This window comes from Streptomyces sp. NPDC006463 (assembly GCF_042870715.1).
GTDB lineage: Bacteria > Actinomycetota > Actinomycetes > Streptomycetales > Streptomycetaceae > Streptomyces.
Genome location: NZ_JBIAHP010000020.1, coordinates 99849 through 122057, shown reverse-complemented (window position 1 = coordinate 122057; position 22209 = coordinate 99849). Strand labels below are relative to the sequence as shown.

General features: G+C 71.1%; 23 protein-coding genes. 10 read left to right on the top strand and 13 right to left on the bottom strand.

Annotated elements, in window-relative coordinates:
• Window positions 1–30 precede the first annotated feature (30 nt).
• Window positions 31–429 carry a MerR family transcriptional regulator gene (locus tag ACFYOB_RS30550; protein ID WP_388565186.1) on the bottom strand — a complete coding sequence of 133 codons (399 nt, stop codon included), beginning with the start codon at window positions 427–429 and terminating at the stop codon, window positions 31–33.
• A gap of 65 nt (window positions 430–494) precedes the next feature.
• Between ACFYOB_RS30550 and ACFYOB_RS30545 the strand changes: the two genes are divergently transcribed.
• The gene (locus ACFYOB_RS30545; RefSeq protein WP_388565184.1) at window positions 495–1709 is read left to right on the top strand and encodes an MFS transporter; all 1215 of its coding nucleotides are present in this window, start codon (window positions 495–497) and stop codon (window positions 1707–1709) included.
• Between the two features lie 147 nt (window positions 1710–1856).
• Here ACFYOB_RS30545 and ACFYOB_RS30540 read toward each other — a convergent pair whose 3' ends face one another.
• Window positions 1857–2639 carry a response regulator transcription factor gene (locus ACFYOB_RS30540; protein WP_388565182.1) on the bottom strand — a complete coding sequence of 261 codons (783 nt, stop codon included), beginning with the start codon at window positions 2637–2639 and terminating at the stop codon, window positions 1857–1859.
• Between the two features lie 649 nt (window positions 2640–3288).
• Between ACFYOB_RS30540 and ACFYOB_RS30535 the strand changes: the two genes are divergently transcribed.
• A complete protein-coding gene (locus ACFYOB_RS30535; protein ID WP_388565179.1) occupies window positions 3289–3891 on the top strand; it encodes a TetR family transcriptional regulator in 603 nt (200 codons plus the stop codon).
• Between the two features lie 171 nt (window positions 3892–4062).
• Here ACFYOB_RS30535 and ACFYOB_RS30530 read toward each other — a convergent pair whose 3' ends face one another.
• From ACFYOB_RS30530 to ACFYOB_RS30505, 6 genes are all read right to left on the bottom strand, one after another.
• Window positions 4063–6339, bottom strand: coding sequence for a DPP IV N-terminal domain-containing protein (locus tag ACFYOB_RS30530; RefSeq protein WP_388565176.1), 2277 nt, complete (start codon window positions 6337–6339; stop codon window positions 4063–4065).
• A 145-nt stretch (window positions 6340–6484) separates the two neighbouring features.
• Complete coding sequence (locus ACFYOB_RS30525; protein WP_388565278.1) at window positions 6485–7156, bottom strand: DUF4097 family beta strand repeat-containing protein; 672 nt, start codon at window positions 7154–7156, stop codon at window positions 6485–6487.
• 280 nt (window positions 7157–7436) lie between these two features.
• Window positions 7437–8027, bottom strand: coding sequence for a sigma-70 family RNA polymerase sigma factor (locus ACFYOB_RS30520; RefSeq protein ID WP_388565174.1), 591 nt, complete (start codon window positions 8025–8027; stop codon window positions 7437–7439).
• A gap of 184 nt (window positions 8028–8211) precedes the next feature.
• Window positions 8212–8982, bottom strand: a complete 771-nt coding sequence (locus ACFYOB_RS30515) for an SDR family NAD(P)-dependent oxidoreductase (RefSeq protein WP_388565171.1) — start codon at window positions 8980–8982, stop codon at window positions 8212–8214.
• A gap of 47 nt (window positions 8983–9029) precedes the next feature.
• On the bottom strand, window positions 9030–9932 hold the full coding sequence (locus ACFYOB_RS30510) for an NAD(P)H-binding protein (protein WP_388565168.1): 903 nt from the start codon (window positions 9930–9932) through the stop codon (window positions 9030–9032).
• On the bottom strand, window positions 9926–10561 hold the full coding sequence (locus ACFYOB_RS30505) for a ScbR family autoregulator-binding transcription factor (RefSeq protein ID WP_388565165.1): 636 nt from the start codon (window positions 10559–10561) through the stop codon (window positions 9926–9928). The genes ACFYOB_RS30510 and ACFYOB_RS30505 overlap by 7 nt, the downstream gene beginning before the upstream one ends.
• Window positions 10562–10836: 275 nt before the next feature.
• On the opposite strand from ACFYOB_RS30505, the gene ACFYOB_RS30500 reads away from it, so the two are divergent.
• From ACFYOB_RS30500 to ACFYOB_RS30490, 3 genes are all read left to right on the top strand, one after another.
• Window positions 10837–11721: a ScbA/BarX family gamma-butyrolactone biosynthesis protein gene (locus tag ACFYOB_RS30500; RefSeq protein WP_388565162.1), complete on the top strand. Its 885-nt coding sequence runs from the start codon at window positions 10837–10839 to the stop codon at window positions 11719–11721.
• A gap of 492 nt (window positions 11722–12213) precedes the next feature.
• On the top strand, window positions 12214–12528 hold the full coding sequence (locus tag ACFYOB_RS30495) for a hypothetical protein (protein WP_388565159.1): 315 nt from the start codon (window positions 12214–12216) through the stop codon (window positions 12526–12528).
• Between the two features lie 110 nt (window positions 12529–12638).
• Window positions 12639–13157: a hypothetical protein gene (locus ACFYOB_RS30490; RefSeq protein WP_360703742.1), complete on the top strand. Its 519-nt coding sequence runs from the start codon at window positions 12639–12641 to the stop codon at window positions 13155–13157.
• Window positions 13158–13286: 129 nt separating this feature from the next.
• Here the strand turns inward: ACFYOB_RS30490 and ACFYOB_RS30485 are convergent, their stop codons facing one another.
• On the bottom strand, window positions 13287–13892 hold the full coding sequence (locus tag ACFYOB_RS30485) for a TetR/AcrR family transcriptional regulator (protein ID WP_388565156.1): 606 nt from the start codon (window positions 13890–13892) through the stop codon (window positions 13287–13289).
• A 236-nt stretch (window positions 13893–14128) separates the two neighbouring features.
• On the opposite strand from ACFYOB_RS30485, the gene ACFYOB_RS30480 reads away from it, so the two are divergent.
• From ACFYOB_RS30480 to ACFYOB_RS30470, 3 genes are all read left to right on the top strand, one after another.
• The gene (locus ACFYOB_RS30480) at window positions 14129–15298 is read left to right on the top strand and encodes an FAD-dependent oxidoreductase (RefSeq protein ID WP_388565153.1); all 1170 of its coding nucleotides are present in this window, start codon (window positions 14129–14131) and stop codon (window positions 15296–15298) included.
• Between the two features lie 232 nt (window positions 15299–15530).
• Entirely contained in the window at window positions 15531–15923 is a 393-nt protein-coding gene (locus ACFYOB_RS30475) for a tyrosinase cofactor (protein WP_388565151.1), read from the top strand.
• Complete coding sequence (locus tag ACFYOB_RS30470; protein WP_388565148.1) at window positions 15920–16762, top strand: tyrosinase family protein; 843 nt, start codon at window positions 15920–15922, stop codon at window positions 16760–16762. The genes ACFYOB_RS30475 and ACFYOB_RS30470 overlap by 4 nt, the downstream gene beginning before the upstream one ends.
• Here ACFYOB_RS30470 and ACFYOB_RS30465 read toward each other — a convergent pair.
• Both ACFYOB_RS30465 and ACFYOB_RS30460 read right to left on the bottom strand, forming a co-directional pair.
• A complete protein-coding gene (locus ACFYOB_RS30465; protein WP_388565146.1) occupies window positions 16759–16917 on the bottom strand; it encodes a hypothetical protein in 159 nt (52 codons plus the stop codon). The genes ACFYOB_RS30470 and ACFYOB_RS30465 overlap by 4 nt on opposite strands.
• Window positions 16914–17819, bottom strand: a complete 906-nt coding sequence (locus ACFYOB_RS30460) for an MBL fold metallo-hydrolase (RefSeq protein WP_388565143.1) — start codon at window positions 17817–17819, stop codon at window positions 16914–16916. The genes ACFYOB_RS30465 and ACFYOB_RS30460 overlap by 4 nt, the downstream gene beginning before the upstream one ends.
• Before the next feature lie 86 nt (window positions 17820–17905).
• Here ACFYOB_RS30460 and ACFYOB_RS30455 point away from each other — a divergent pair, with 86 nt between their 5' ends.
• Both ACFYOB_RS30455 and ACFYOB_RS30450 read left to right on the top strand, forming a co-directional pair.
• Window positions 17906–18817, top strand: a complete 912-nt coding sequence (locus ACFYOB_RS30455) for an AraC family transcriptional regulator (protein ID WP_388565140.1) — start codon at window positions 17906–17908, stop codon at window positions 18815–18817.
• A 20-nt stretch (window positions 18818–18837) separates the two neighbouring features.
• A complete protein-coding gene (locus ACFYOB_RS30450) occupies window positions 18838–19578 on the top strand; it encodes an ABC transporter ATP-binding protein (protein WP_388565138.1) in 741 nt (246 codons plus the stop codon).
• 33 nt (window positions 19579–19611) lie between these two features.
• On the opposite strand, the gene ACFYOB_RS30445 is transcribed toward ACFYOB_RS30450, so the two are convergent.
• Both ACFYOB_RS30445 and ACFYOB_RS30440 read right to left on the bottom strand, forming a co-directional pair.
• Window positions 19612–20478 carry an isocitrate lyase/phosphoenolpyruvate mutase family protein gene (locus ACFYOB_RS30445; protein ID WP_388565135.1) on the bottom strand — a complete coding sequence of 289 codons (867 nt, stop codon included), beginning with the start codon at window positions 20476–20478 and terminating at the stop codon, window positions 19612–19614.
• A gap of 108 nt (window positions 20479–20586) precedes the next feature.
• Window positions 20587–22128 (bottom strand): tryptophan 7-halogenase, encoded by a 1542-nt coding sequence (locus ACFYOB_RS30440; protein ID WP_388565133.1) that lies wholly within the window; start codon window positions 22126–22128, stop codon window positions 20587–20589.
• Window positions 22129–22209 lie beyond the last annotated feature (81 nt).

The window sequence follows — 22209 nt, the reverse complement described above, 5'->3', positions numbered from 1 at the left end:
GCCGGCCCGAGCGGCGTGCGCCGGCGCCGGTCAGGCCGTCACGGCCGCCTGGCCGGGCGCCGTCTCGTCGGCGGCGCTGCGCACGGCCGCGACGTAGCGGGAGATGGCGTCCCTGTTGCGTTCCAGGCACCGGATGCGCTCGGTCATCCGGTCGCGCTCGAGTTCGAGCGCGGCGATGGTCTCCGGGGTGGCGCCGGAGACGTGGATGGCCCGGGGCGTGTCGATGCACGGGAGGACGTGCTTGATGACCCGGGTCGGCAACCCGGCGGCGAGCAGTCCTCTGATCTGCAGGACCCGGTCCACGCAGTCCTCGTCGTACTCCCGGTACCCGTTCAGGGAGCGGCCTGAGGAGATCAGCCCCTGCTCCTCGTAGTAGCGCAGAAGCCGGCGGGAGGCGCCGGTGCGCTCCGACAACTGCCCGATCAGCATGTGACCCACCTCACATCAGATCATCTTGACCTTCACATCTATGTAAGGGTTTGAGGATACAAGTCATGACGACTTCCCACACTGAGTCACAGTCACTGAACGTCTCTCCACCTGCACCTGACACCCGGAAACTTCCCATGTCGCCGCTGCTGGCGCTGGGTACGGCCGCTTTCATGGGGATCCTGACCGAGGCGCTGCCGGCGGGCGTGCTGCCCGAGATGGCCCGCGACCTCTCGGTGAGCGAGTCGGCGGCGGGGCAGTCGCTGACGATCTACGCGCTGGCCACGGGCCTGTCGGCCATTCCCGTGTCCGTGGCCACGGCGGGGTGGCGGCGCAAGAAGCTGCTGCTGCTCTCCGTGATGGTGTTCGCCGTCGCCAACCTGGTCACGGCCGTCTCGTCCAGCTACGCCCTGACCATGGCGTTCCGCCTGGTGGCCGGCGTCGCGGCGGCCGTGGTGTGGGCCGAACTGGTCGGGTACGCCCGCCGCCTGGCACCCCCTCACCTCCAGGGCAGGGCCATCGCGATCACCATGGCCGGCATCCCGCTGGCCCTGTCACTGGGCATTCCCGTCGGCACGTTCCTCGGCGGACTGTTCGGCTGGCGGCTGACCTTCGGCCTGGTGACCGTGGTCTCCGTCCTCCTGGTGGTGTGGATCCTCGCGTCGGTGCCGGACTCCCCGGGGCAGCGGCGGGAGAGCCGGGAGCCGATCCTGAAGGCCCTGCGCCTTCCCGGCGTGGCGGCGGTCCTGTTCGTGGTCGCGGCCTACGTGCTGGCCCACAACATCCTCTACACGTACATCGCCACGTTCCTCGACGAGTACGACATGGGCGCCTCGCGCGACGTCGTGCTGCTGGTCTTCGGCATCGCCTCCATGGTGAGCATCTTCATCACCGGAGCCCTGGTCGACCGCCGGCTGCGCGCCCTGACCATCGGCAGCACCGCCCTGTTCATCGTCGCTTCCGTCCTGCTGGCACTGCTGGCGAGCAGCCCCGTCGTGGTCTACGCGGCCATGGTGCTGTGGGGGCTCGGCTGGGGAGGCGTCGCCACGCTCCTGCAGACCGCGGTCACCGACGCGGGCGGCGACCGCGGGCAGGCCCTGCTGGTCACCACGTGGAACTCGTTCATGGCCGGCGGCGGAGCCGTCGGCGGCATCCTGCTCGACTCGCTCAGCCCGACGTCCTTCCCGTGGAGCGTCCTGGTGCTCCTCGTGCCGGTGCTGCTCGTCGTGGTCGCCGCCCGCGCGCACGGCTTCCCCGCCGAGCGGCCGGACTCGCACTGACGTACCGGCGGACAGCGCGGCAGGCGGCCCCTGCGTGACCAAGGCGTCCGAAGCCTTGATCACGCAGGGGCCGCGTCCGTGTGCCCGGATTCCGCGGGGCGGCCGCGGGGCGGCTGCGGAGGCCGACTGCGGGTGGTCGGCTGCGGGTCAGCCGCGGCCCATGCGGTAGCCGACACCGCGGACGGTGATGATCCACCTGCTGGCGCCGAGTTTCGCGCGCAGGCTGCTGACGTGCGTGTCGATGGTGCGGCTGGAATCCGCCCAGTTGGTGTCCCACACCCGGGCCATCAGCTCCCTGCGGGAGATGACGCTCTCGGGGTTCGCGGCAAGGACGTGCAGCAGCTCGAACTCCTTGCCGGTGAGGTTGACCGGCTCGCCGTGCAGGCGGGCCTCACGGGTCCCGACGTCGATGTGGAGCGGATCGAGGGAGATGCTGCGGGTCGGCTCCGGCCGCGGCCCGGAGCGCCGCAGTACCGCCTCGATGCGCGCCGTCATCTCGCGTACGCCGCAGGAGGTGACGACGCAGTCGTCTGCGCCGGCCTGCAGGGCGAGGACCCGGTCCAGTTCGGTGTCGCGGGCGGTGACGGAGATGATGGGCTTGTCGCCCGCCTCGCGGATCAGCCGGCAGACTTCCAGGCCGTCGATGTCGGGCAGGTCGAGGTCGAGCAGGACCAGGTCGGAGTGCTGATGCGTCCTCAGCGCCTCCGCCCCGGTGTCGACGCTGCTCGCGTTGTACCCCTGCCGGCGCAGGTCGCGCACCCTCGTCTCGGCTTCGGCCGCGTCGTCCTCGACCACGAGCACCCGGGTGAGGGGCGCGTCGGTCTTCTTCGGGTGGAAGCGTGAGGCCGGCGGTGCGCCTGCCCGCCGGCCGGCGGGCGCGGTCCGCGGCCGGCCGGCCTGCTCGGTCCACAAGGTGACTCCCTGAGTCATGACTCCCCCTCATAACCGGCTGGGGCGAGGGTGCGCCGCCGGCCGGACCGTGACGAGTGACCGGACAACGCTTCGGCGAAGGAGGAGACCGGCCCGTCCCGATCCGGCCCCGGCGCGCGAGGTGCCCGGTGTTTCGCCATGCTGCACTCCCCCTGGCGTGACTGCTCGCCATATCATAACGAACGTTCTCTTTTTTTTGAGCGGCGATATCCACTCGGTCCTCGACCGGCCCCGGCCTGCCGCTCGCGGGCCCCTCGCCACCGACCGCCGCGGGTTTCGCCGGGCCGCCGTCGCCGCACGGCGTGGTCGGGAACCCGCCAGTTCCGGTCCGATCAGTGGCAGTCCGGGAAGGCGAAGGCCCTCTCACCAGTTGACCTTGTGCCGGAACGACCGGCACAACTGACCGAGCGGAACCGAACGCGTCGGCACCGGAGGTGACATGTGGCCGCTCCCGCGCGTCCGGCGCAGGGCCCGCGTGCGCCCCTGGCGAGAAATCGCCGGTCCCAGGCCCCCCATGCCGCCGCCGGCCCACCACCGGCCGAAGAGACACACGCGCGCACCGGCCCCACCCACGGTGCGCCTGCTCAGCAACCGTGCGGCCCCGCCGGTCCGGCCATCGACCCGGGTGGGTGGAAACCGGAGACAGCCCATGGTGAAACAGGAGAGGGCCGCCCGTACCCGGGAGGCCCTGGTGCAGGCCGCCGCGGCGGCGTTCGACTGCACGGGATACGAGGCCACCACGCTGGCCCGGATCAGCAAGACGGTCGGCATCTCCACCGGGGCCCTGACCTTTCACTTCCCGTCGAAGGAGGACCTGGCGGACGCCGTCCTCGCACGCGGCGCATCCGCCGTGCGGGCCGCTGCGGAGCGTACGGCCGCGCGCCGGGAACCGCCCCTGCGGTCCGTGGTCGCCCTGAGCCTGGAGATCGCGAGGCTGCTGGAGACGGACGCCACCGTGCGCGCCGCGGCACGGCTCGCACGTGAGCGTGTGGACGGCCCGGCCCTGTGGCCCTCCCTGTGGCTGCCCACCCTCGACTGCCTCCTCACGCAGGCGGCGGAGGGCGAGCTGCGCCAGGGCGCGGACCACAAGGCGGTCCTCGCCCTGGTGGCCTACCTCGTCACGGGCGCCGAGGCGCACGCCCGCAGCCGCGCCAAGTCCCCCGGCGCCCGGGGCGACAGCGCCGAGCAGCAGCTCACCCGGATCTGGGACGTGGTCCTGCCGGGCATCTCGGACGGCGACCGGGCGCCCTGACCCGGCACCGGCCCCGGTGTCCTGTCCGTGACGCACGGTGCGAAGCGGGCGTCGGGCCTCGGTCCTGGGCGAACGCCGGCGCCACGAGAACGCCGACGGGGCGGCGCACTCCGACGCGGTGTCGGAGTGCGCCGCCCCCGGGCGGGACGAGTTGCGGGAGGCGGCCCGCGCTCAGCCGAACAGCTCGCCGAGCAGCTCGGGGCCGATGGCGATGGGGGCGGGGCGGTAGGCGGGGGGCTGCGTGCCCGTCAGCTCGCGCACCAGGAAGTCCCAGCTGCGCTTGCGGACGTAGGCCAGGCAGTCGAGGAGCGTGTGCTCGGCCCCGGGGACGATGAGCAGCTCGAAGTCCTTGTCGGCGGCGATGAGCCGGTCGGCCAGCCGCAGCGTGTGGTCCGGGTGGACCTGGTCGTCCATTTCGCCGTGGATGAGCAGCAGCTTGCCCGCCAGCCGGTCCGCGAGGTCCACGTTGGAGGAACGGGCCCAGGCCTCGGGGTTGTCCGCGCCGTCGTAGGTCTCCACGAAGCCCAGGTTGAAGTAGCGGGCGTCGTGGGAGCCGGAGAGGGCGACGCCGGCCTTGTACACCTCGGGGAAGTCCAGCATCGCCCGGGCTGCGGCGAACCCGCCGCCGGAGTGGCCGAACGTGCCCACCCGGTCCAGGTCCATCCACGGCCGGGTCAGGGCCAGCTGCCGCAGCGCCGCGACGTGGTCGGCCAGGCAGCCCGCGTCGGCCAGGTGGCCGTAGGAGGCGTCGTGGAAGGACTTGCTCCGCCCCGGGGTGCCTCGCCCGTCCAGCGCCACCACCACGAAGCCGAGCGCCGCGAGGGGTTCCGCGTCGAGGCCCAACCCGCCGGGGTCGAAGGAGGGGGCGACCCGGTTGACCTGCGGGCCGGGGTAGACGTTGTCCACCACCGGGTAGCGCTGGGCGGGGTCGAACCCGCGCGGCCGGTACAGCACTCCGTAAAGGTCCGTCTCCCCGTCGGCGGCCTTGACGCAGAACCGTTCCGGCGCCGTCCATCCGGTGGCGGTGAGCTTGCTGATGTCGGCGCTCTCCAGCTCGACCAGCACCCGGCCGGCCCAGTCACGGACGCGGGACACCGGCGGGGTGTCGACGGTGGACGCGGAGTCGATGAAGTACTCCTGGTTCTCCGACAAGGTGACGACGTGGTCCAGCTCGTCGTCCGTGACCTTGGCGAAGCCGGAGCCGTCCAGACCGACGCGGCAGACCGTGCGCCGGTACGGATCCTCGTCGACCAGCCCGGAGGCGGTGAAGTACACCACCCGCTCGGCCTCGTCGACGCGCAGGATCTGCCGCACCGCCCACTGCCCGGAGGTGACCTGTCCGAGCAGTGCGCCGGTGCGCAGGTCGTACCGGTACAGGTGGCCCCAGCCGTCGGCTTGCGAGTACCACAGCACCTCGTCGGCCAGCACGCGCACGATCGGCGGCTCGTACATCCACTGGTTGGGCTCCACACGGGTGGTCCCGGTCTCGCTGAGCACGGTGGTGACCTCGCCGGTGGCCGGGTCCAGCCGGTGCAGGGTGAGCGTGCGCAGGTCGCGGGGCCGGCCGAGGTAGTACACCGCCGAGCCGTCCGGAGCCCACCACGCCCACTTGGTCGCGATCGGCGACAACTGCGGCATGAGCAGCGGCTCGGCCTGCGCGCGGACCACCGTGCCCTCGGCGACGTCCAGCACGACAAGCTCGGCCAGCGGCATGTTCTCGTCCCCGGCGTAGGCGTACCGCTGGGTGTGCGCGAGGGGCGCGCCGCCGTCGGCCGGCCTGGCCTCCACGAGGTGGGTCTGCCGGACGCTGCGCTCATCGGTCCGATGCGCCAGCACCTTCGTCGAGTCGGGCGACCAGGCCACCGCGGGCGGCAGGTGCGGCAGGCCGATCTTGCGCAGCAGGGTGGAGTTGCTCGTGCAGTCCGGGCCGGAGCCGTACCGGTGGTCGGTCTCGCCGTCGGTGGTCAGCGCCCACTCGCGGCCGTCGGACAGCGAGCGCGCCCACAGGTCGTGCCCCCGCTGGGACACGGCGACCTTCCCGTCGGGTGACGGCACGTCCAGGGGGCTGCCCGGCGGCGTGAACTCGGCCCGCTCGCAGGTGTAGCTGTCGAGGTGGCAGCGCCAGTACTCACCGAGCGCGGCGAACCCCACTGAGTTCTCGGCCAGTTCGATGGCTATGAACGGCAAGGCCTCGGGGTCGACCTGTTGCCCGGAGGCGGCGGACAGCGCGGCGGCGAGCAGGGTGTGGTCGAAGGCCGGCTCGCGGGTGCCCGCCGCCGGGTCGACCAGTACGAACCGTCTGCCGACGCCATTGCTCACCGCGTACCAGAATCGGGCGCCCCCAACGATCCACTGCGGCCTGACCTTGTCGCCGACGACGAGCTCGCCGGGGCGGGTGGGGCGGCGGAAGAGCAGTTCTGCGGCCTGGTAGTCCTGAGTGGTGGTCATTCTTGTTGTCCTACCTCGGGGTTGGTCCTGGGCATAGTGATCTTCACGAAGGCGCCATCATGACAGTGATGATCATGGAATGGGGGGCTTGAGCGAGGGCGCCGGCGAGGTGGGCACGGTCGGTGCCGCGTCGGGGCCAGGCTTTTCAGAGGCTGCGGGCAGTGATGTCGCCGTAGGCGGTGGTCGCGTGGATGTTCAGGCCGGCGGCGGCGCCGTCGGTGTTGTTGAGCGCGTTGTGGATGCGGCCGTAAGAGGTGCCCGCGTCCAGCGAGGCGGAGACTCCGCGGGCGACGCCGACCGAGATGTCACCGGCCTCGGTGCGCAGTTCGACCGTGCCGCGCACGGCCTCGGTGATGCGCAGGTCGCCCTTCTGGGTGCTGATCTGAGCGGGGCCGCCCAGGCGGCCGACCGAGACGTCACCGGCCTGCAGGGTGAGGTGGGCGCTGTCGGTCTCGTCGAGCTTGACGGTGGCCTGTGCGGCCTCGAAGGCGACGTCGCCGAGACGTCCGACGCCGCGCAGTTCGCCGAGGGCCGCCTTCGCCTCGACGCGGGAGCCGGCCGGCAGCTGGACCGTCACCTCGACGGAACCGGAGTTGCCGAGGATCCGGTTCTTCGCGGCCGGGGCCCCGATCCGCAGGACGCCGTCGGCGTATCCGACCTCGATCTGCTCCGCCGCCTTCACGTCACGGCCCTTGGAGGCATCCGCGGGCAGGACCTCGACCGTGGTGTCGGCCCGGTCGGCGGCGATGAACCGGATACGTCCCGCGGGGATGTCCAGGACGGCGGCGATCGGCGCGGCGGTGTCGAACTTCTGCAAGGCGTTCTCCTTCATCAGTAGCGGGCGCTCCGTCGGCCCGCTCTTTCCGATGAGGGAAAAGCTACGTTGCGTTCAAAGACTGGGCAACACACTCGTTGCGCAAAATTGCCATCATTGCAGGTCAAGGTCAGGAAATCGTTGCACCGACCTAAAGCCTAACGCAACAAACCCCACCCTGTTCGTTGCAATGAATTGAAAGTGAACGCCACAGTGGAGACACCCCGCCAGCCCGGACCGCCGACAGGGCCACGCCCGCCGCACGCCCGTCGCGCTGCCGGCTTCAGCCGGATCGGTAGCCGAGGTGTCCGTCGAGCAGGCTCCGCAGGCGCCTGCGCCCGCGGTGCAGACGGGAGTTGACGGTGCCGTACGGAATGCCGACCCGCTCGGCGATCTCCTCGTACGGCAGGCCCTCGACATCGGCGAGGTAGACGACCGTCCGGAAGTCGCCCGGTATCGCCCGGAACGCCTCGACGATCACGGGGTCGGGGATCCGGTCCATGACCTGGGACTCCGGCGTGGGCAGACCCACGGATGTGTGGGAGGCGGCGCCGGCGAGCTGCCAGTCCTCGATGTCCGAGGTGTGCGCGATGCGCGGCTCCACCTGCTGCTTCCGGTAGGCCGTGAGGAAGGCGTTGGTGAGGATCCGCAGCAGCCAGGCCCGCAGGTTGGTGCCGGGGCGGAACTGGTGGAAGCTGCGGTACGCCCTGGCGTACGTCTCCTGGACCAGATCCTCCGCGTCCGCGAAGTTGCAGGTCAGGCGGACGGCGTGGGCGTTCAGCAGGGTTCGGTGGCAGGCGGCGTCCCGCTCGAAGCGGGCCGAGCGCTGCTCGTCCGTCTCCGTGGCGAGCAGGACCGCAGTCGTGTCCGTCATGAGTGTTTCCGCGCTCCTGTACCGCCCGCCGCACCTCGGATGGCCCGTCAGATCTGGGGGACGACTGTGGGGTTACGTCCCCGGCAAGATTACATAGCTAGCGTTCGTTTTTCTTCTGAGGGCAAAAAAGAGGCAGCCGGGCGCCGCCCTGGTGGGCGTCCGGCTGCCTTGTGGAGCCTCGCGGTTACCTGGCGGTCCAGCCGCCGTCGACGGGCACCGCGGCGCCCGTGAGGAAAGACGACCGGCCGCTGAGGAGCCAGGCCGCGGCCTGCGCGATCTCCACGGGCCGCGCCATCCGCTTCTGCGCGGAACGGGAGACGAAGGGCTCCTCCAATGCGGGGGTGTCGTGGAGCACCTGCTGCATGAGTTCGGTGAGCGTGCTCCCCACGACCAGCGAGTTCACACGGATGCCCTGATCGCCGTATTCGTCGGCGGCGGCCTTCGTCAGACCGACCACCCCGTGCTTGGCCGCGATGTAGGAGGCGGTGGCTCCCGTCGCGAGCACTCCCGCCACACTGGCCGTGTTCACGATGGAGCCGCCGGAGCCGGCGGCGAGCATGGCGCGTATCTGATGCTTGAGGCAGTTCCAGACCCCGCGCAGGTTCACGTCGATGACACGGTCGAACACCTCGTCGTCGGTCTCGTGCAGCGCGGTCCCCGCCGTGGCCCAGCCCGCGTTGTTGAACGCTCCGTCCAGACGGCCGTACGCCTGGACCGTGGCGGCCACGGCACGCTCGACGTCCCCGGGGTCGGTGACATCGCCGACGACCGCCGTCGCCCGTCTTCCCCCCTCCACGATCTCCTTTGCCAATAAGGTCAGTTGGTCTTCCCGGCGCGCCATCAGGACGACGTCGGCGCCCTCTTGCGCGAACAGTCGGGCCGCAGCGGCCCCGATCCCGCTCGACGCTCCTGTGATCATGACGGCCTTGCCCTGGAGCAACCCCTCGTATCGCATGGCCCTCATTCAACCCCGGCTGGGGTTGCCGAACCCGGTGATCCTCCTCACGACGTGACGGGCCGCCGGAAGTCGGCCACGTGGGTCGCCGCCCACTGCCCGAACGTGCGCGTCGGGCGGGAGATCAGGCGCTCCAGGTCATGGGCGACCTGGAGTTTGGCACCGGCCGCCTGCCGGGCGGCGCTCTCGGTCAGGGCCTGCACCATCTGCTCACAGAAGCGTCGTCTCCATGCCTCGCGCGCCTGGTCGAGCGTCAGTTCCACGAAGCGCAGGGGCAGCTCCAGCGCGGATGCCAGCCGATCGGTCTGATCCCGTGCGGAGAGTGCCTCCGGGCCGGTCAGGGCGTAGGCGCCCCGGTGGTGTCCGGGTCCGGTCAGGACCGCAGCGGCCGCCTCGGCCACGTCCAGGGGATCGACGCAGGCGTTGCGCGATGTTCCGTACAGCGCCCGCACCGCGCCGTCGCGCCGGACGCCCGGCGCCCAGCCGAGCGCGTTGGACATGAACGCGCGCGGGCGCAGCAGGGTCCAGTCCATGCCCGAAGTACGCACCATCTCCTCGCACTCGCGCTGCCGCCGCGTCATCGCGTCCGTGGCCCGCGGGTCGGTGACGGCGAGCGCGGACAGTTTGACGACGTGGCGTACGCCGGCGGTGCGCGCCGCCGCCAGGAGGTTCTCGTCGTGGGACAGGCGGAGCGGATCGCCGGTGATCACGAACAGGGCGTCCGCTCCCGCGCAGGCCCGGACGAGACCCGGGCGGTCGTCGTTGTCGGCGCCCACGATCCGGCCCGCCAGGCCCGCCCGCGCCGCCCGGACCGGATCCCTCGTCAGCGCCGAGACCTCGTGGCGGGCGGCCAGCAGGCGGACGGTCCGTCTTCCGACGGTTCCTGTCGCGCCCGCCACCACGATGCGCCGGCGTCTGTCGCCGCCGGTGGCGGCGCCGGCGCTCAGCACGCGATCGACTCCCCCTTCCCACGGTTCGGGTCGAGGTCGATGGAGGCCGCGACCGCGGCAGGGGCCAGGCCCGGGAGCAGGAACCGCCACATCCTGACCACGCGGTCGGTGAGGTCCGCCCTCCCGCACATCAGCTGCGAGTGCAACTGGGTGCCGGTGCACGTACCGACGATGAACTGGGCCACTTCGGCCGGGTCGATCCCGTCCAGGAGCTCGCCGGCTGCCTGAGCGTCCTTCAGGCAGGCCTCCATGATCTCCTCCCAGTCGCGGAACGAGGTGTCGTCCTGAACGCCGAGGGCCCGCTGCTCGACGGCGAGCTGGACGCCGGCGCGCAGGAGCAGGTCCGTCCGAAGGCGCCAGGACCACACCAGCGTGATGTCGACCAGGCGCTGGAGGCCGGCGGATCCCAGGTACGGCACGATCGTGTCGGGCTGCGCGTTGATGACGGCACGCGCGAGCTCTTCCTTGTTGGGGAAGTGGAAGTAGACGGCTCCCAACGTGACTCCGGCCTGCTGGGCCAGCGCCCGCATCGAGGTGCCGCGGTACCCGTACTCCTCGATCAGAGTTGCTGCTGCTCGCAGGATCTGCTCCCGCGTCCTGGCTGCGCGTTCCTGCTTCGGTTCGTGCACAGGCCCTCAACTCCCTCGACAAATAAAAAGAACACGCGTTATGTTACGGCCCTCGGTCCCCCCACCGCCAGCGACTGAGGTCACTACGAGGCTTGCTCGGCCGTATCTGGAGTGAATCGATGATCAGCATCCAGTCTGCGCATGTCCGTTCCAGTGCCTTACCTGACCGGCTCGACCGTCCCGCCCTTCCTCTACGTCCCCTCCGTCCTCTCCGTCCTGCCATTCCTGAACAGCAGTCACGTCGAGTCGCCTCGGCGGACCTGCTCCAACTGCTCGTGCACAAGCGGAGACCGGCGGAGGTACTCCTGACCGGCTGGGAGCGACGCGGTTCGAACACCTTCACCGTGAGCGCCCACTGGCCCGTGGCACACACCTTCTACGAGCCGCGCTGCGGCGTCTTCGATCCGCTGCTGTTCGCGGAGACCGTGCGGCAGAGCATCCCGCTGCTCTCGCACGCCGCCTACGAGGTCCCGCTCGGACACCAGCTGATCTGGGAGTACTTCACGTACGCGGTCGATCCGGCGGCGATGCGGGTCCAGCACCGCCCGGCCGTCGTCGAACTGCGCATCACCTGCTCGGACATCGTGCGGCGCGCAGCCCGCATGGCCGCGATCACCATGGACGTCGAGGCTTTCGCGAACGGCGCGCCGATCGGTACGGCCCGCGCCCGCTTCACCAGCAACCCGCCCGCGATCTACAAGCGGCTGCGCGCCGGCTACGCGGACCCCGTGGCCGCGATGGCCGCGGCCGGGCGGGCTGCCCCGCCGATACCGGCAGCCGTCGTGGCGCGCGAGCGGCACACGGACGTGGTGCTGTCCGCCGGCGACGGACCCGCCCGCTGGCTGCTGCGCACCGACACCTCGCACCCGGTCCTCTTCGACCACCCGGTGGACCACGTACCGGGCATGCTGCTGCTGGAAGCCGCCCGCCAGTCTGCGCTGGCCCGGGTTTCCCCGGCCCACGCGAGGGCGGTCGGCTTCGACTCGACGTTCTTCCAGTACGTCGAGTTCGACGCCCCGTGCTCGATCGCGGCGGAGCCTACGCTGCCCGACGAACAGGGCCGGCCGCGCGTGGACGTGGTCGCGCTGCAGCGGGGGACGGTCGCCTTTTCCTGCATCGTGACCCTTGAGACGCACGACCACTCACCGGCAGCCGCGTGACCTCCGGCCTCGGCTCCCCTGGCACCAGCGCCCCAAGGGGCAATTCGGTGAATTTTCCTCATACACCATAAATACGACGCGCAGAACGGGGCCCTGGGCGTCCGATCACGGAGCTTCCGGTACGGCGGGCGCATTCACCCGCTCCGAGGCGCCCAGCTGGCCACACAGCGATTCCGGCCCTCCCGCCGCGGAGTCCGGTACCCCGCGCGGCACCCGTCGCAGGAGTGGTTGAGACTGAGCGGCCGAGTTGGCCCCTTAGCGCTGAGTTGGCCCCGCTGAGCGTTGTTGTTGGCACGCAGAGTAGCGGTTGGCGCGCTGACCTGCTGTCCAGCTGGCCGGTGCACCCGCTGACGCAGCACGCCCCCGGATCCGGTAGCTTGAACGCGTTCAGGTCATCGGGTCCGGGGGTTGGTCATGCAGGCCGCTGCGCGAGCGAGCGTTCATCCATGGCAGCTCGGCCTCGTGCTGTGCGCCGTGGTCACCCCCCTACCGGTGCTGATCGTATGGTTCGCGGGTTCCGCCATCCCGGCGCTCGCCTTCGCGACCGCCGCGGTGGTCTCCGTGCCGTTGTTCCTGTACGCCCGGCCGTCCGGCTTCGTCTACGTCGCGGGCACCATCGCGGCGCTGCTGGTGCTGTGGTCGTTCATCGGCGCCATGGCCGGGATGTTCCTGTTCTTCCCCTCGGCGCTGCAGCTCCTGCTGGCCACCGGGGCGGACCCGCGCGAACGCCCGACGGCCGCCAAGGTGATGGCCGGTGCCGGACTCCTGCTGTCGGCGGCGGTCGTGGTGCAGTCGTTGAGGCGCTGAGCGCTCCCAGGGGGTGTCCGGCTAGCGGGTGCGCGGCTGGTTGAAGCGGAGCATGTTGCCAGCGGGCTCCGCCTACTTGTGATGTCGTACTCCGCTTCTATGCTCCTGCGATGACGTCTTACGAAGGCACGCATCCCACCGTTCTTGTCCGGGTGGGCAACCTCCACGCCCAGATCGACGAGCAGCTCGCACCAGCTATCCAGGCGATCTGGGAGTGTGGCATCGACACGTTCACCTGCTGCCAGGACTTGGCCGAGAGCAACGCGGATTGGCCAGCGAAGTTGCCGCACATGGCGGAGTGGGTGGAGTCCCGCCGCGGCTGGATGCTCATCGACTTCCCGGTCGACAGCGGACTCTCCTTCCTCTCGGCCGTAGCAAATGCCGGACCGCGGGATGCCTTCTACGTGCGGATGACGCACTGGGCCGCCCCCGACGCCTGGGACGTGAAGATCAAGCCGATGGACGCGGCAATGTTTCAGGGCGACCAGCCGTCGGACTTCGCCCTGCGCCTCCTGCAGGTCAGCTTCCCTGCCTACGATCTGCCAGAACTGACCCGGCGCCTCCGCGAACACATCGCAGGCCGTACGGTGCCGCCTGCCCCCGCTGACTGGAGCACGGTGGGTCGCTAGCTTCCGACCGGATGGCTCTGGATGCGGGCTCCAGCTGAGCGCTCTGATTGGCCAGACGGGCCAAGTCGAGCGCTCAGTCACACAGTGGTTCATTCGGCGAGAGCGTTGCGACCTTTGGAGAGGTCGCGGTCACCCGTTCCGACGCGGGCGGTCTTCCTGTTGTGCCAGGGGGGTGGCGGCCCAGCCATGTTCCAGCAGGGTGAACAGGTCGCGCATGGTCCTGGCCGGGTCTTCGCTTGCACGGGCGATGCCGGGAGTTTGCAGGGCGAAGCGTGCCAGGCCGGTGACGGCGGGGGCGTCGGGGGCGAGCCCGGTGGCCTCGGCGAGGGTGGTGGCCAGCGTGTTCTCGTGGCGCGACCACATGCGTCGGGCGTAGTCGCGCAGCGCGGGGGTGGATTCGACGAGGACGAAAGTCGGGTCGTCGGTCCGCACGGCGGTTCGGGTGTGCACCATGTGGTCGCGCAGGGCGTGCAGCACGGGCTGGCCGGGGGCTCGGTCGCGAACGGCGGCGACCAGGGCGCCCTCGATGTCCGCGTCCAGGTCGAAGACCAGGGCTTCCTTGCTGGGGAAGTGCTTGAAGAGCGTACTCAGCGAGACGTCGGCCGCCTCCGCCACCTCGCGTACGCCGACGTTGTCGAAGCCGTGCTCGGTGAACAGCCGCAATGCGGCATCCGCCAGGGCCTGCCTCGTCTGGGCCTTCTTGCGTTCGCGGCGTCCTGTCGTTGTCTCGGTCACGCCCCCACCTTACCTCCTTGAGGAGATTCGATCACAAAGGAGGTCGAGTAGAAAATCGGAGCAGTTGTACTTTTAGATCTGCTGTGCTTCTGTGAGTGGGGACGCCTGACCAGCACCCAACTGCCGGAACCCCAGCACGCGTTCCCGCACCGGAACGAGTGATCCGCCTGCCTGAAGCAGGGCGCCACCACAAGACACCGGCCCTCTCCTCAACCGTCGAACGGAGCGTGACCCTCATGTCCACCGCACCTCGCATCGCGATCGCCGGCGCCGGCCTAGGCGGCCTCGTCTGCGCTCGTGTCCTGCAGCAGCACGGCGTGCCGGTCACGGTCTTCGAGCGTGAGACCGACCCCCACTCCCGCTCGCAGGGCGGCACTCTCGACATCCACGAAGACACAGGCCAGGCAGCCCTGCACGCAGCCGGACTGTTCGACCAGTTCCTCGCCCTGTCCCGGCCTGAAGGCCAGGAGTGGCGCCTGTACGACCGCCACGCGACCCTGATACGCCACGACCAGGCCGACGACGACGATCTGAGCAGGCCTGAGATCGACCGGGGACAGCTTCGCGCGCTGCTGCTGGACTCTCTCGCCCCCGACACGGTCCGCTGGGGCCACTCCGTAAGGGCCGTCACCCCACTGCCCCGTGGCACCGCCCGCCTGCACCACCATGACCGCACGGGAGAAGACTTCGACCTGGTCATCGGCGCCGATGGTGCCTGGTCCCGAGTGCGCCCCGCGCTCTCCGACGCCCAACCCTTCTACGTCGGTGTCACGTTGGTGGAAGCCCACTTCGACGACGTCGACCACCGTCACCCCGACATCGCTCACCTGGTCGGTCGCGGCACCATGTCGGCCAAGGCAGGCCGCCGCAGCCTGGTGCTGCAGCGCAACAACAATGGACACGTCCGCGCTTACATCAACTTCCGCGGCCCCCGCGACTGGCATGCCGGCCTCGACCTCGCAGACACCCACGCAGTACGCGCGCGCCTCCTCGCCCAGTACCAGGGCTGGCACGAGAGCCTGCTGGACATCGTGCGCGACAACGATGGCGGTTTCGTCAACCGGCCCGTGTTCGTCCTTCCCGTTCCCCACTCCTGGCAGCGCGTCCCCGGCATCACCCTGCTCGGCGATGCCGCCCACCTGATGCCGCCCGTCGGCGTCGGCGCCAACCTTGCCCTGCTCGACGGCGCCGAGCTCGCCCAAGCCGTCATTGCCCACTCCAGCATCGACGAGGCCCTCGACGCCTACGAGAGCGTTATGCTGCCCCGCGCCGCCGACCACGCGAAGACCGCCCAGCAGATGCTCACCACCCTCATGCCTGACAGCGACTCCGACGATGCCGCCTTCCCCGACAGCCTCTGGCCGGCCAGCACCCTCCCTGACTCGCGCCCCGCTCACACCAGCTGAGCTCGGCCGACAAGACACCCCCGACCTCCGCCAACGGGACAGCTGCCAGGAGTGATCTCAGAGACGGCCGAGTGGTTCGCGTGAGCGCTTCAGCCGGCGAAGCCCGCCAGGTGAAGCGCTCAGTCGCAGGTGTCGCGCGGCCGGGGCCGACCGGCGTCCCGCGAGCGGGCCGATCCGTGGAAGTCCGGGGCGCTGATCAGCCGTTCACGGGCTTCTGATACCACTTCAAGCCATGAAGAAGATCACTCGCCGTCATGCCTTGGGCATCACTGCCGGCGCAGCCACCGCCTTGGGGCTGACCGCCTGCTCGTCGTCGGCCGCCGACCCGGCGGCGGGCGCCTCCGGGTCCCCCGCTTCCATACCCACCGGCACCATCGACGAGGTCTACGAAGGCCGCCGTATCCAGATCACCCTCGGCGCGGGCGGCCACCACGGCGTCGGCACGCCCGTCATCAAGATCGACGGCAACGAGCTGCACCTGATGGCCAACGCCGACAAGAGCTGGGTCACCGTCGTCAACCACTACGAGACGTTTCCGGACCCCATCTCGGCCGCCCGCGCCGCCATCCGCGACCTGCAGGGCGCCGCCCTCGTCCCGTTCACGCCGAAGGGTGACACGCTGTGACCGTCCGCAAGAATCAGGCCAAGCTCACCGCCGAGGAGAAGCGCGCCTTCACCAACGCGGTGCTCGAACTCAAGCGGACGGGCGTCTACGACCGGTACGTCAACGCCCACAACGCCTTCCTCATGAGCGATTCAGACTTCGGCGACCGGGTCGGCCACCGCGCCCCCTCCTTCCTCCCCTGGCACCGCCGCTTCCTGCTGGACTTCGAAGCGGCCTTGCAGAAGGTGGATCCGAAGGTCTCGCTCCCGTACTGGGACTGGACCGTCGACCGGACCCCTGGCTCCTCCCTCTGGGCCGCGGACTTCATGGGCGGCACCAGCCGCGCCCGGGACGGGCAGGTACTGGACGGGCCGTTCGCCTACCCGGCGGGCAAGTGGGCCATCACCGTAGGGGTGGACCAGCGCCAGTACCTGCGGCGCACCCTCGGCACGGGCACACCCGAGCTGCCGACGAAGGCCGAGGTGAACGCCGTCCTCGCCATGCCCGAGTACGACATGGCCCCCTGGAACAGCTCCTCCGGCGGCTTCCGCAACCACCTGGAAGGGTGGCGCGGGGCCAACCTCCACAACCGCGTCCACGTGTGGATCGGCGGCCACATGGCCACCGCGGCGTCTCCCAACGACCCGGTCTTCTGGATGCACCACGCCTTCATCGACATGCTCTGGGCCGAGTGGCAGGTCCGGCACCCGCAGTCCACCTACCTGCCCGCCACCCCGACGCCGAACGTGGTCGACCTGCGCGGCACCATGCGGCCGTGGAACAACGTGACCCCGGCCGACATGCTGGACCACCGCAAGTTCTACACCTTCGACACCGAAGGGGCCCCCGCCGCCCGTTAGGCGGTGGGCGCGGGCATGGTGACGGGGGTGCCTTCGGCGCGCAGGCGCTCCACCTCGGCTTCGCGGCCGGTGACCGTGAGGGCGAGGACCGGGCCGGCTGCCTCCCGGTCGCGCTGGGCGGCGGGGAGGACGGCCCACGTCTTCGGGCTGCTCACCACCGGTCTCGACGGGTGACGGCGAAGGCCTCGCCCGCCTTCCGGACTTCCACCGCGCCCGCCCCGCCGAAGTGCGCGGGGACCACCAACTCGCGGGTGTCCGCGGCCCGTTCGAGGATCCGTCGGCGGGTGGCCACCGCCTGATCCGCGTCCAGGCAGAAGCAGCTGTTGCAGGAGGGCCGCAGGATCTGTACGGGGCTGTGCAGGATGTCGCCGACGAAGACCGCCCGGTCGTCGCCGGAGTCGAGGCGCAGGACGCTGGAGCCGGGGGTGTGGCCGGGTGCGGACTCCAGGGTGAGGTGTTCGTCGATGCGGTGCGTGCCCTCCCAGAGCACGGCCTGCCCGGAGCGGTGGACGGGCGCGATGCTGTCCTCGTAGATGAGCCGGTCGTCCTGGCGCAGCCCCTTGCCGTACGCGTTGCCGGGGCCGAAGTGGAAATCGTCGGCCGCCGGGATGAGGTACTGGGCGCCCGGGAACGTCGGTGTCCACTGCCCGTCGACGTCGTGGGTGTTCCAGCCGACGTGGTCGCCGTGGAGGTGGGTGTTGACGACGGTGTCGACGTCCTGCGGGCGGATCCCGGCCTGGGCCAGTCGTCCCAGGAAGTCGCCCTGCCAGTGGTGGAACTGCGGCGAGCCGGGGCGTTCGCGCCCGTTGCCCACCGCGGTGTCGACGAGGACCGTCCGTCCGGCGCTGCGCAGGACCCAGGTCTGCAGGGCCACCACCGCCAGGTCCTCGTCCGGTCGCCAGTGGTCCGGGGCCAGCCAGTCCTCGTTGTCCTTCCACACGTCCGTCCCGGACTGCGGGACGAGGGCGCGGGCGGGTACGAACGGACCCGCCCATTCGACGATCCGGATGACCTCTACGTCTCCCAGCACGGTGCGCTGTACGTTCTCGCTGTTCATGGCTTCGACCCTAGAAAGAGCCGGTGAGGCTCTCAATGCTCGCTGGGCTCACCGGAATACGAGGGCGTCTCATCTAATCTGGCCCGATGGACGTGGTGAGCGATGCGATCTCGGCCGTGCGGATCGGGCGGCCCTCCTCGGACCGGGTGCGGGTGGGGGGCCGCTGGTGCACGCGGCTCGCACCGTACGACGGCGCCGGCTTCCACGTCGTACTGGAGGGAAGCTGCTGGCTGCTGCCCGACGGGGGTTCCCCCGTCGTGCTGGGCCCCGGTGACGCGGTGCTGCTGCCGCACGGGAGCGGGCACGTGATGGCCGACGGACCCGCGGACGCGGCGGCAGTGGAACGGGCCGTGCCCTTCGAGCGGTTGGCCGCCGGGGCGGCGGCGCGGCCGCAGGACGGCTCCGGTGCGGTGGAGGTGCTGTGCGGGAAGTACCGGCTCGACCGCAGCCGGGTGCACCCGCTGATGGCGGAGCTGCCGGAGGTCGTGCACCTGCCGAACCGGGCGGGCACCCATCCCGAACTCCGCGCCGCCATCGGCCTGCTGGGCCGGGAGCTGGACGGGCGGCGGCCGGGCGCCTGCATCGCGGTGCCCAGCCTGCTCGACCTCCTGCTCGTCTACATGATCCGCTCCTGGATGGACGAGGGCCGCACCGGGGCGTGGCCGGCCGTACTGGGCGATCCGGTGGCGGCCGCCGCCCTGCGCGCGCTGCACTCGGACCCGGCGGCCCCGTGGACCAACCAGCGCCTGGCGGCCGAGGCGGGGGTGTCGCGGCCGACCCTGGCCCGGCGGTTCACCGCGCTGGTCGGCCGTCCGCCGATGGCGTACCTCACCTGGTGGCGGCTGAACCTCGCCGCCACCTTGCTCAGGGACACCGGGGACCCGCTGTCGGCGGTGGCCCGCCGGGTCGGGTACGGCACCTCGTACGCACTGTCGCACGCCTTCAGCCGCGAGTTCGGCATCACTCCGGGGCGGTACCGGGCGCAGGCGGCGGCCTAGGTGTGTTGTAGGTGTTGGGCATGCAAGACAACCAGGTAGTCAGGCTCGAAGGCGTCAGCCGGTGTTTCGCGGCCGGGTCGTCGGCGCAGGTGCGCGCCCTCGACGGGATCTCCGTGAGCTTCGAACACAGCACCTTCACCGCCGTGATGGGCCCCTCGGGCTCGGGCAAGAGCACCCTGCTGCAGTGCGCGGCGGGGATCGACCGGCCCGACTCGGGCCGGGTCGTCGTGGACGACGTCGATCTGGGCCCGCTCGGTGAGAAGGCACTGACCGAACTGCGCCGGGACCGGATCGGATTCATCTTCCAGGCGTTCAACCTGATCGGCGCGCTCACCGCGGAGCAGAACGTGGGGCTGCCGCTGCGGCTGGCCGGCCGCCGGCCGGACCCCGCCGAGGTACGGGCCGCGCTCGCGCAGGTCGGGCTCGGCGAGCGGGGCGGCCACCTGCCCTCCCAGCTGTCCGGCGGCCAGCAGCAGCGTGTGGCCATCGCCCGGGCCCTGATCAGCCGCCCGAAGGTGCTGTTCGCCGACGAACCGACCGGGGCCCTGGACAGAGGCTCCAGCCGGACCGTGCTGAGGCTGCTGCGCGGTCTGGTCGACGAGCAGGGGCAGACCACGATCATGGTCACTCACGACCCGGTGGCGGCCTCGTACGCGGACCGCGTCATCTTCCTCGTCGACGGCCGCGTCACCGACGAGATGCACGGGCCGACCGCGCAGCGGGTGGCCGAGCACCTGGCGCAGCTGGAGGCCGAGCTGTAGCGCCCGCGCGCCCCTGGCTCTGGCCTGCGCCCGTCAGTGGGACCGGTGGTGGTCGGCGGTGGCCGTCCCCTCGGCGAGCAGCGCGTTGGCCTCGGCGTAGGGCAGGGCGTCCGCCCCGAAGCCGAAGGTGCCGTACTCGGTGATCTCACGAGCGGCCCGGGTGAGGGCGCCGAGCGCCGCTCGGGACAGGGCCGATCCGGTGCTGATCCGGCGCACCCCGAGGGCGCCGAGCTCGGTGACGGACAGCTTGAGGGCGCCGCCCATCAGGACGTTGACGGGCCGGGTCACCGAGGAGCAGACGGCCCGGACGGCGTCGGCGTCGGGCAGGGCAGGGGCGTAGAGCACGTGGGCGCCGGCCGCCTCGTACGCCTGGAGGCGGCGGATGGTGTCGTCGAGGTCGGGCCGGCCCAGGAAGAAGTTCTCGGCGCGGGCCGTGACGGTGAACGGGAAGCCGAGGCGCTCGGCGGCCTCCACGGCCGCGGCCACCCGCTCCACGGCTTCGGCGAGCGGGCGCACCGGGTCCTCGTCGCGTCCGGTGGAGTCCTCGATCGAGCCGCCGACCAGTCCCGCGTCGGCGGCGAGGCGGATGGTCTCGGCGACGTCCTCGGGCTTGTCCCCGAAGCCGCTCTCCAGGTCGGCGGTGACGGGCAGGCCGCAGGCCTCGACGATCTGGCGGGCGTTGTCGAGGATCTCGGCGCGGCCGACCCGGCCGTCGGGGCGGCCGAGGGCGTGGGCGAGGCCGGCGCCGGTGGTGGCGAGGGCGGCGAAGCCGAAGCCGGCCAGGATGCGCGCGCTGCCCGCGTCCCAGGGGTTGGGGACGACGAAGGGCCGGGGGCCGTGGTGCAGGTCCCGGAAGGCGACGCCCTGCCGGTGGCGGGCGTCGGTGGTGCGGTGGTCCATGGGTTCCTCGCTGCGGTCCGTCGGCCCCGGCTCCGGCTCCGGCCGGGGCCGCTCGGCTCAACGTACTCATCTGCGGCCGGTTTCACCCCACTTGGCGCGGTGGACCCGTCAGACCGTCGCGAGCGAGTCGTCGCCCTGAGGGATCCGGCCGTGGAGGCGGTCCAGGTAGGTGTGGGCCGGGGGCAGGGTTTCCAGAAGGATCCGCTGCTGCCGCTTGATCCGGGTGAAGTGGTCTTCGGCCGTACGAACGGCGTGGGGGTGGTGGGAGAGGGCCGGGGGCGGGGACGCGGTGTGCGGGGTGAGGGCGGTCAGGAGGGCGCGCAGCGGAGCCTCCCCGGGTGTGACGGACAGGCCGGCCCGGTGTGCTTCCACGGTGGCGTGCAGGGCGTCGGAGAGGGGCAGGGTGCGCTGCTGAGCCCAGAACGGGCCGTCCGTGCGCGGTGAGGCCGCGTAGCGGAGCTGGGCGAGGTCGAGGGCGTCGCGGTAGTGGGCGGCGGCCGCCCGGTTGAAGCGCGGCGCGGGGACTTCACGGGTATCGAGGGACGGGAGGTCCCGGATCAGGCGGTCGAGCAGGTCGAGCGTGGCGCGCTGGTCGTCGGCCAAGGGGTCGGTGGACCAGGCGGCCGCACCGAGGGCCACGCAGTTCTTGACCCAGGCGCGCCTGGTACGGCCGGCGCGGAGGGGGGTGTGGGTGAGCTCCGTGGGCTCGCGGGGCAGGCCCAGTGTCCTGCGCAGGCTCCGGGCGGCTTCGTCCGGGGTGGTCAGGGCGCTCGCGTAGACGAGGCCCGCGCCGTAGCGGCCGAGCAGGGGGCGGCGCCAGGTCCAGCCGTGCGCGAGGGCGGTGGCCGTGGTGTACGGCTCGACGCCGTGCAGGCCGCTGTCGTCCGGGACGGTGAGCGACAGCATGCTGTCGGCGAGGAGGTGGTCGGCCGCGCTGAGGAAGGGTTCGCCGAGGAGGCCGGCCAGCAGTCCGCTCTCGTGGCCGGTGCAGTCCAGGAAGAAGTCGCCCGTCAGGTCTCCGCGGGTGGTGTGCAGGGCCGTCAGCATGCCGCTCGCGTCGCGGTGGGCGCCGAGGAGCTCGCCGGTCACCATGCGCACGCCGCAGGTCTCCATCGCCTTTCTGCGCAGGAAATGGGTCAGCATGGTGGTGTCCGCGTGCCAGCCGTACGGAATCGCCGCCCGGCCGTCCAGCCAGCGGGGGGATTTCCGGGCGTCCATGAGCGGCGGTTCACGGAAGCAGGCGTAGTCGGGGGGTTCGACCGTCCGGCCGGTCCGTCGGCGGAGGAGCCAGAAATCGGACAGGGGAAATCCCTCGCAGTCCGGCGGCGTCCCGTCCTGCGGAATGTAGAAATGGTGTTCCCCACCGCCCCAGTTCGAATATTTGACGGCCGCGCTGAAGGACGCCGAACTCGCGCGCATCCATTCGTTCTCGGGAATTCCCAGGCGGTCGAAGAGATCGCGCTGCACCGTGGGCGCGAGGGCGGGGACGCGGTGTGCGGGGCGGTGCGGGGTTTCGAGAACCGTGACACGAACCGTCCCGCGGCAGGCGGAGGCCAGTCTGGCGGCGGCGATCCAGGCGGTGAGGGTGCCGCCGGCGATCACCGCTTCCCTGATTTCGGTGGGTGCGGCCGCGACCGTGTTCGTGTCCATGGGAGGAATTTCGGGGCCACCTCTGTACTGGATGTGTACGACGTCTGTATCGAGGGATACGGGTGGACCGGAGAACGCGTA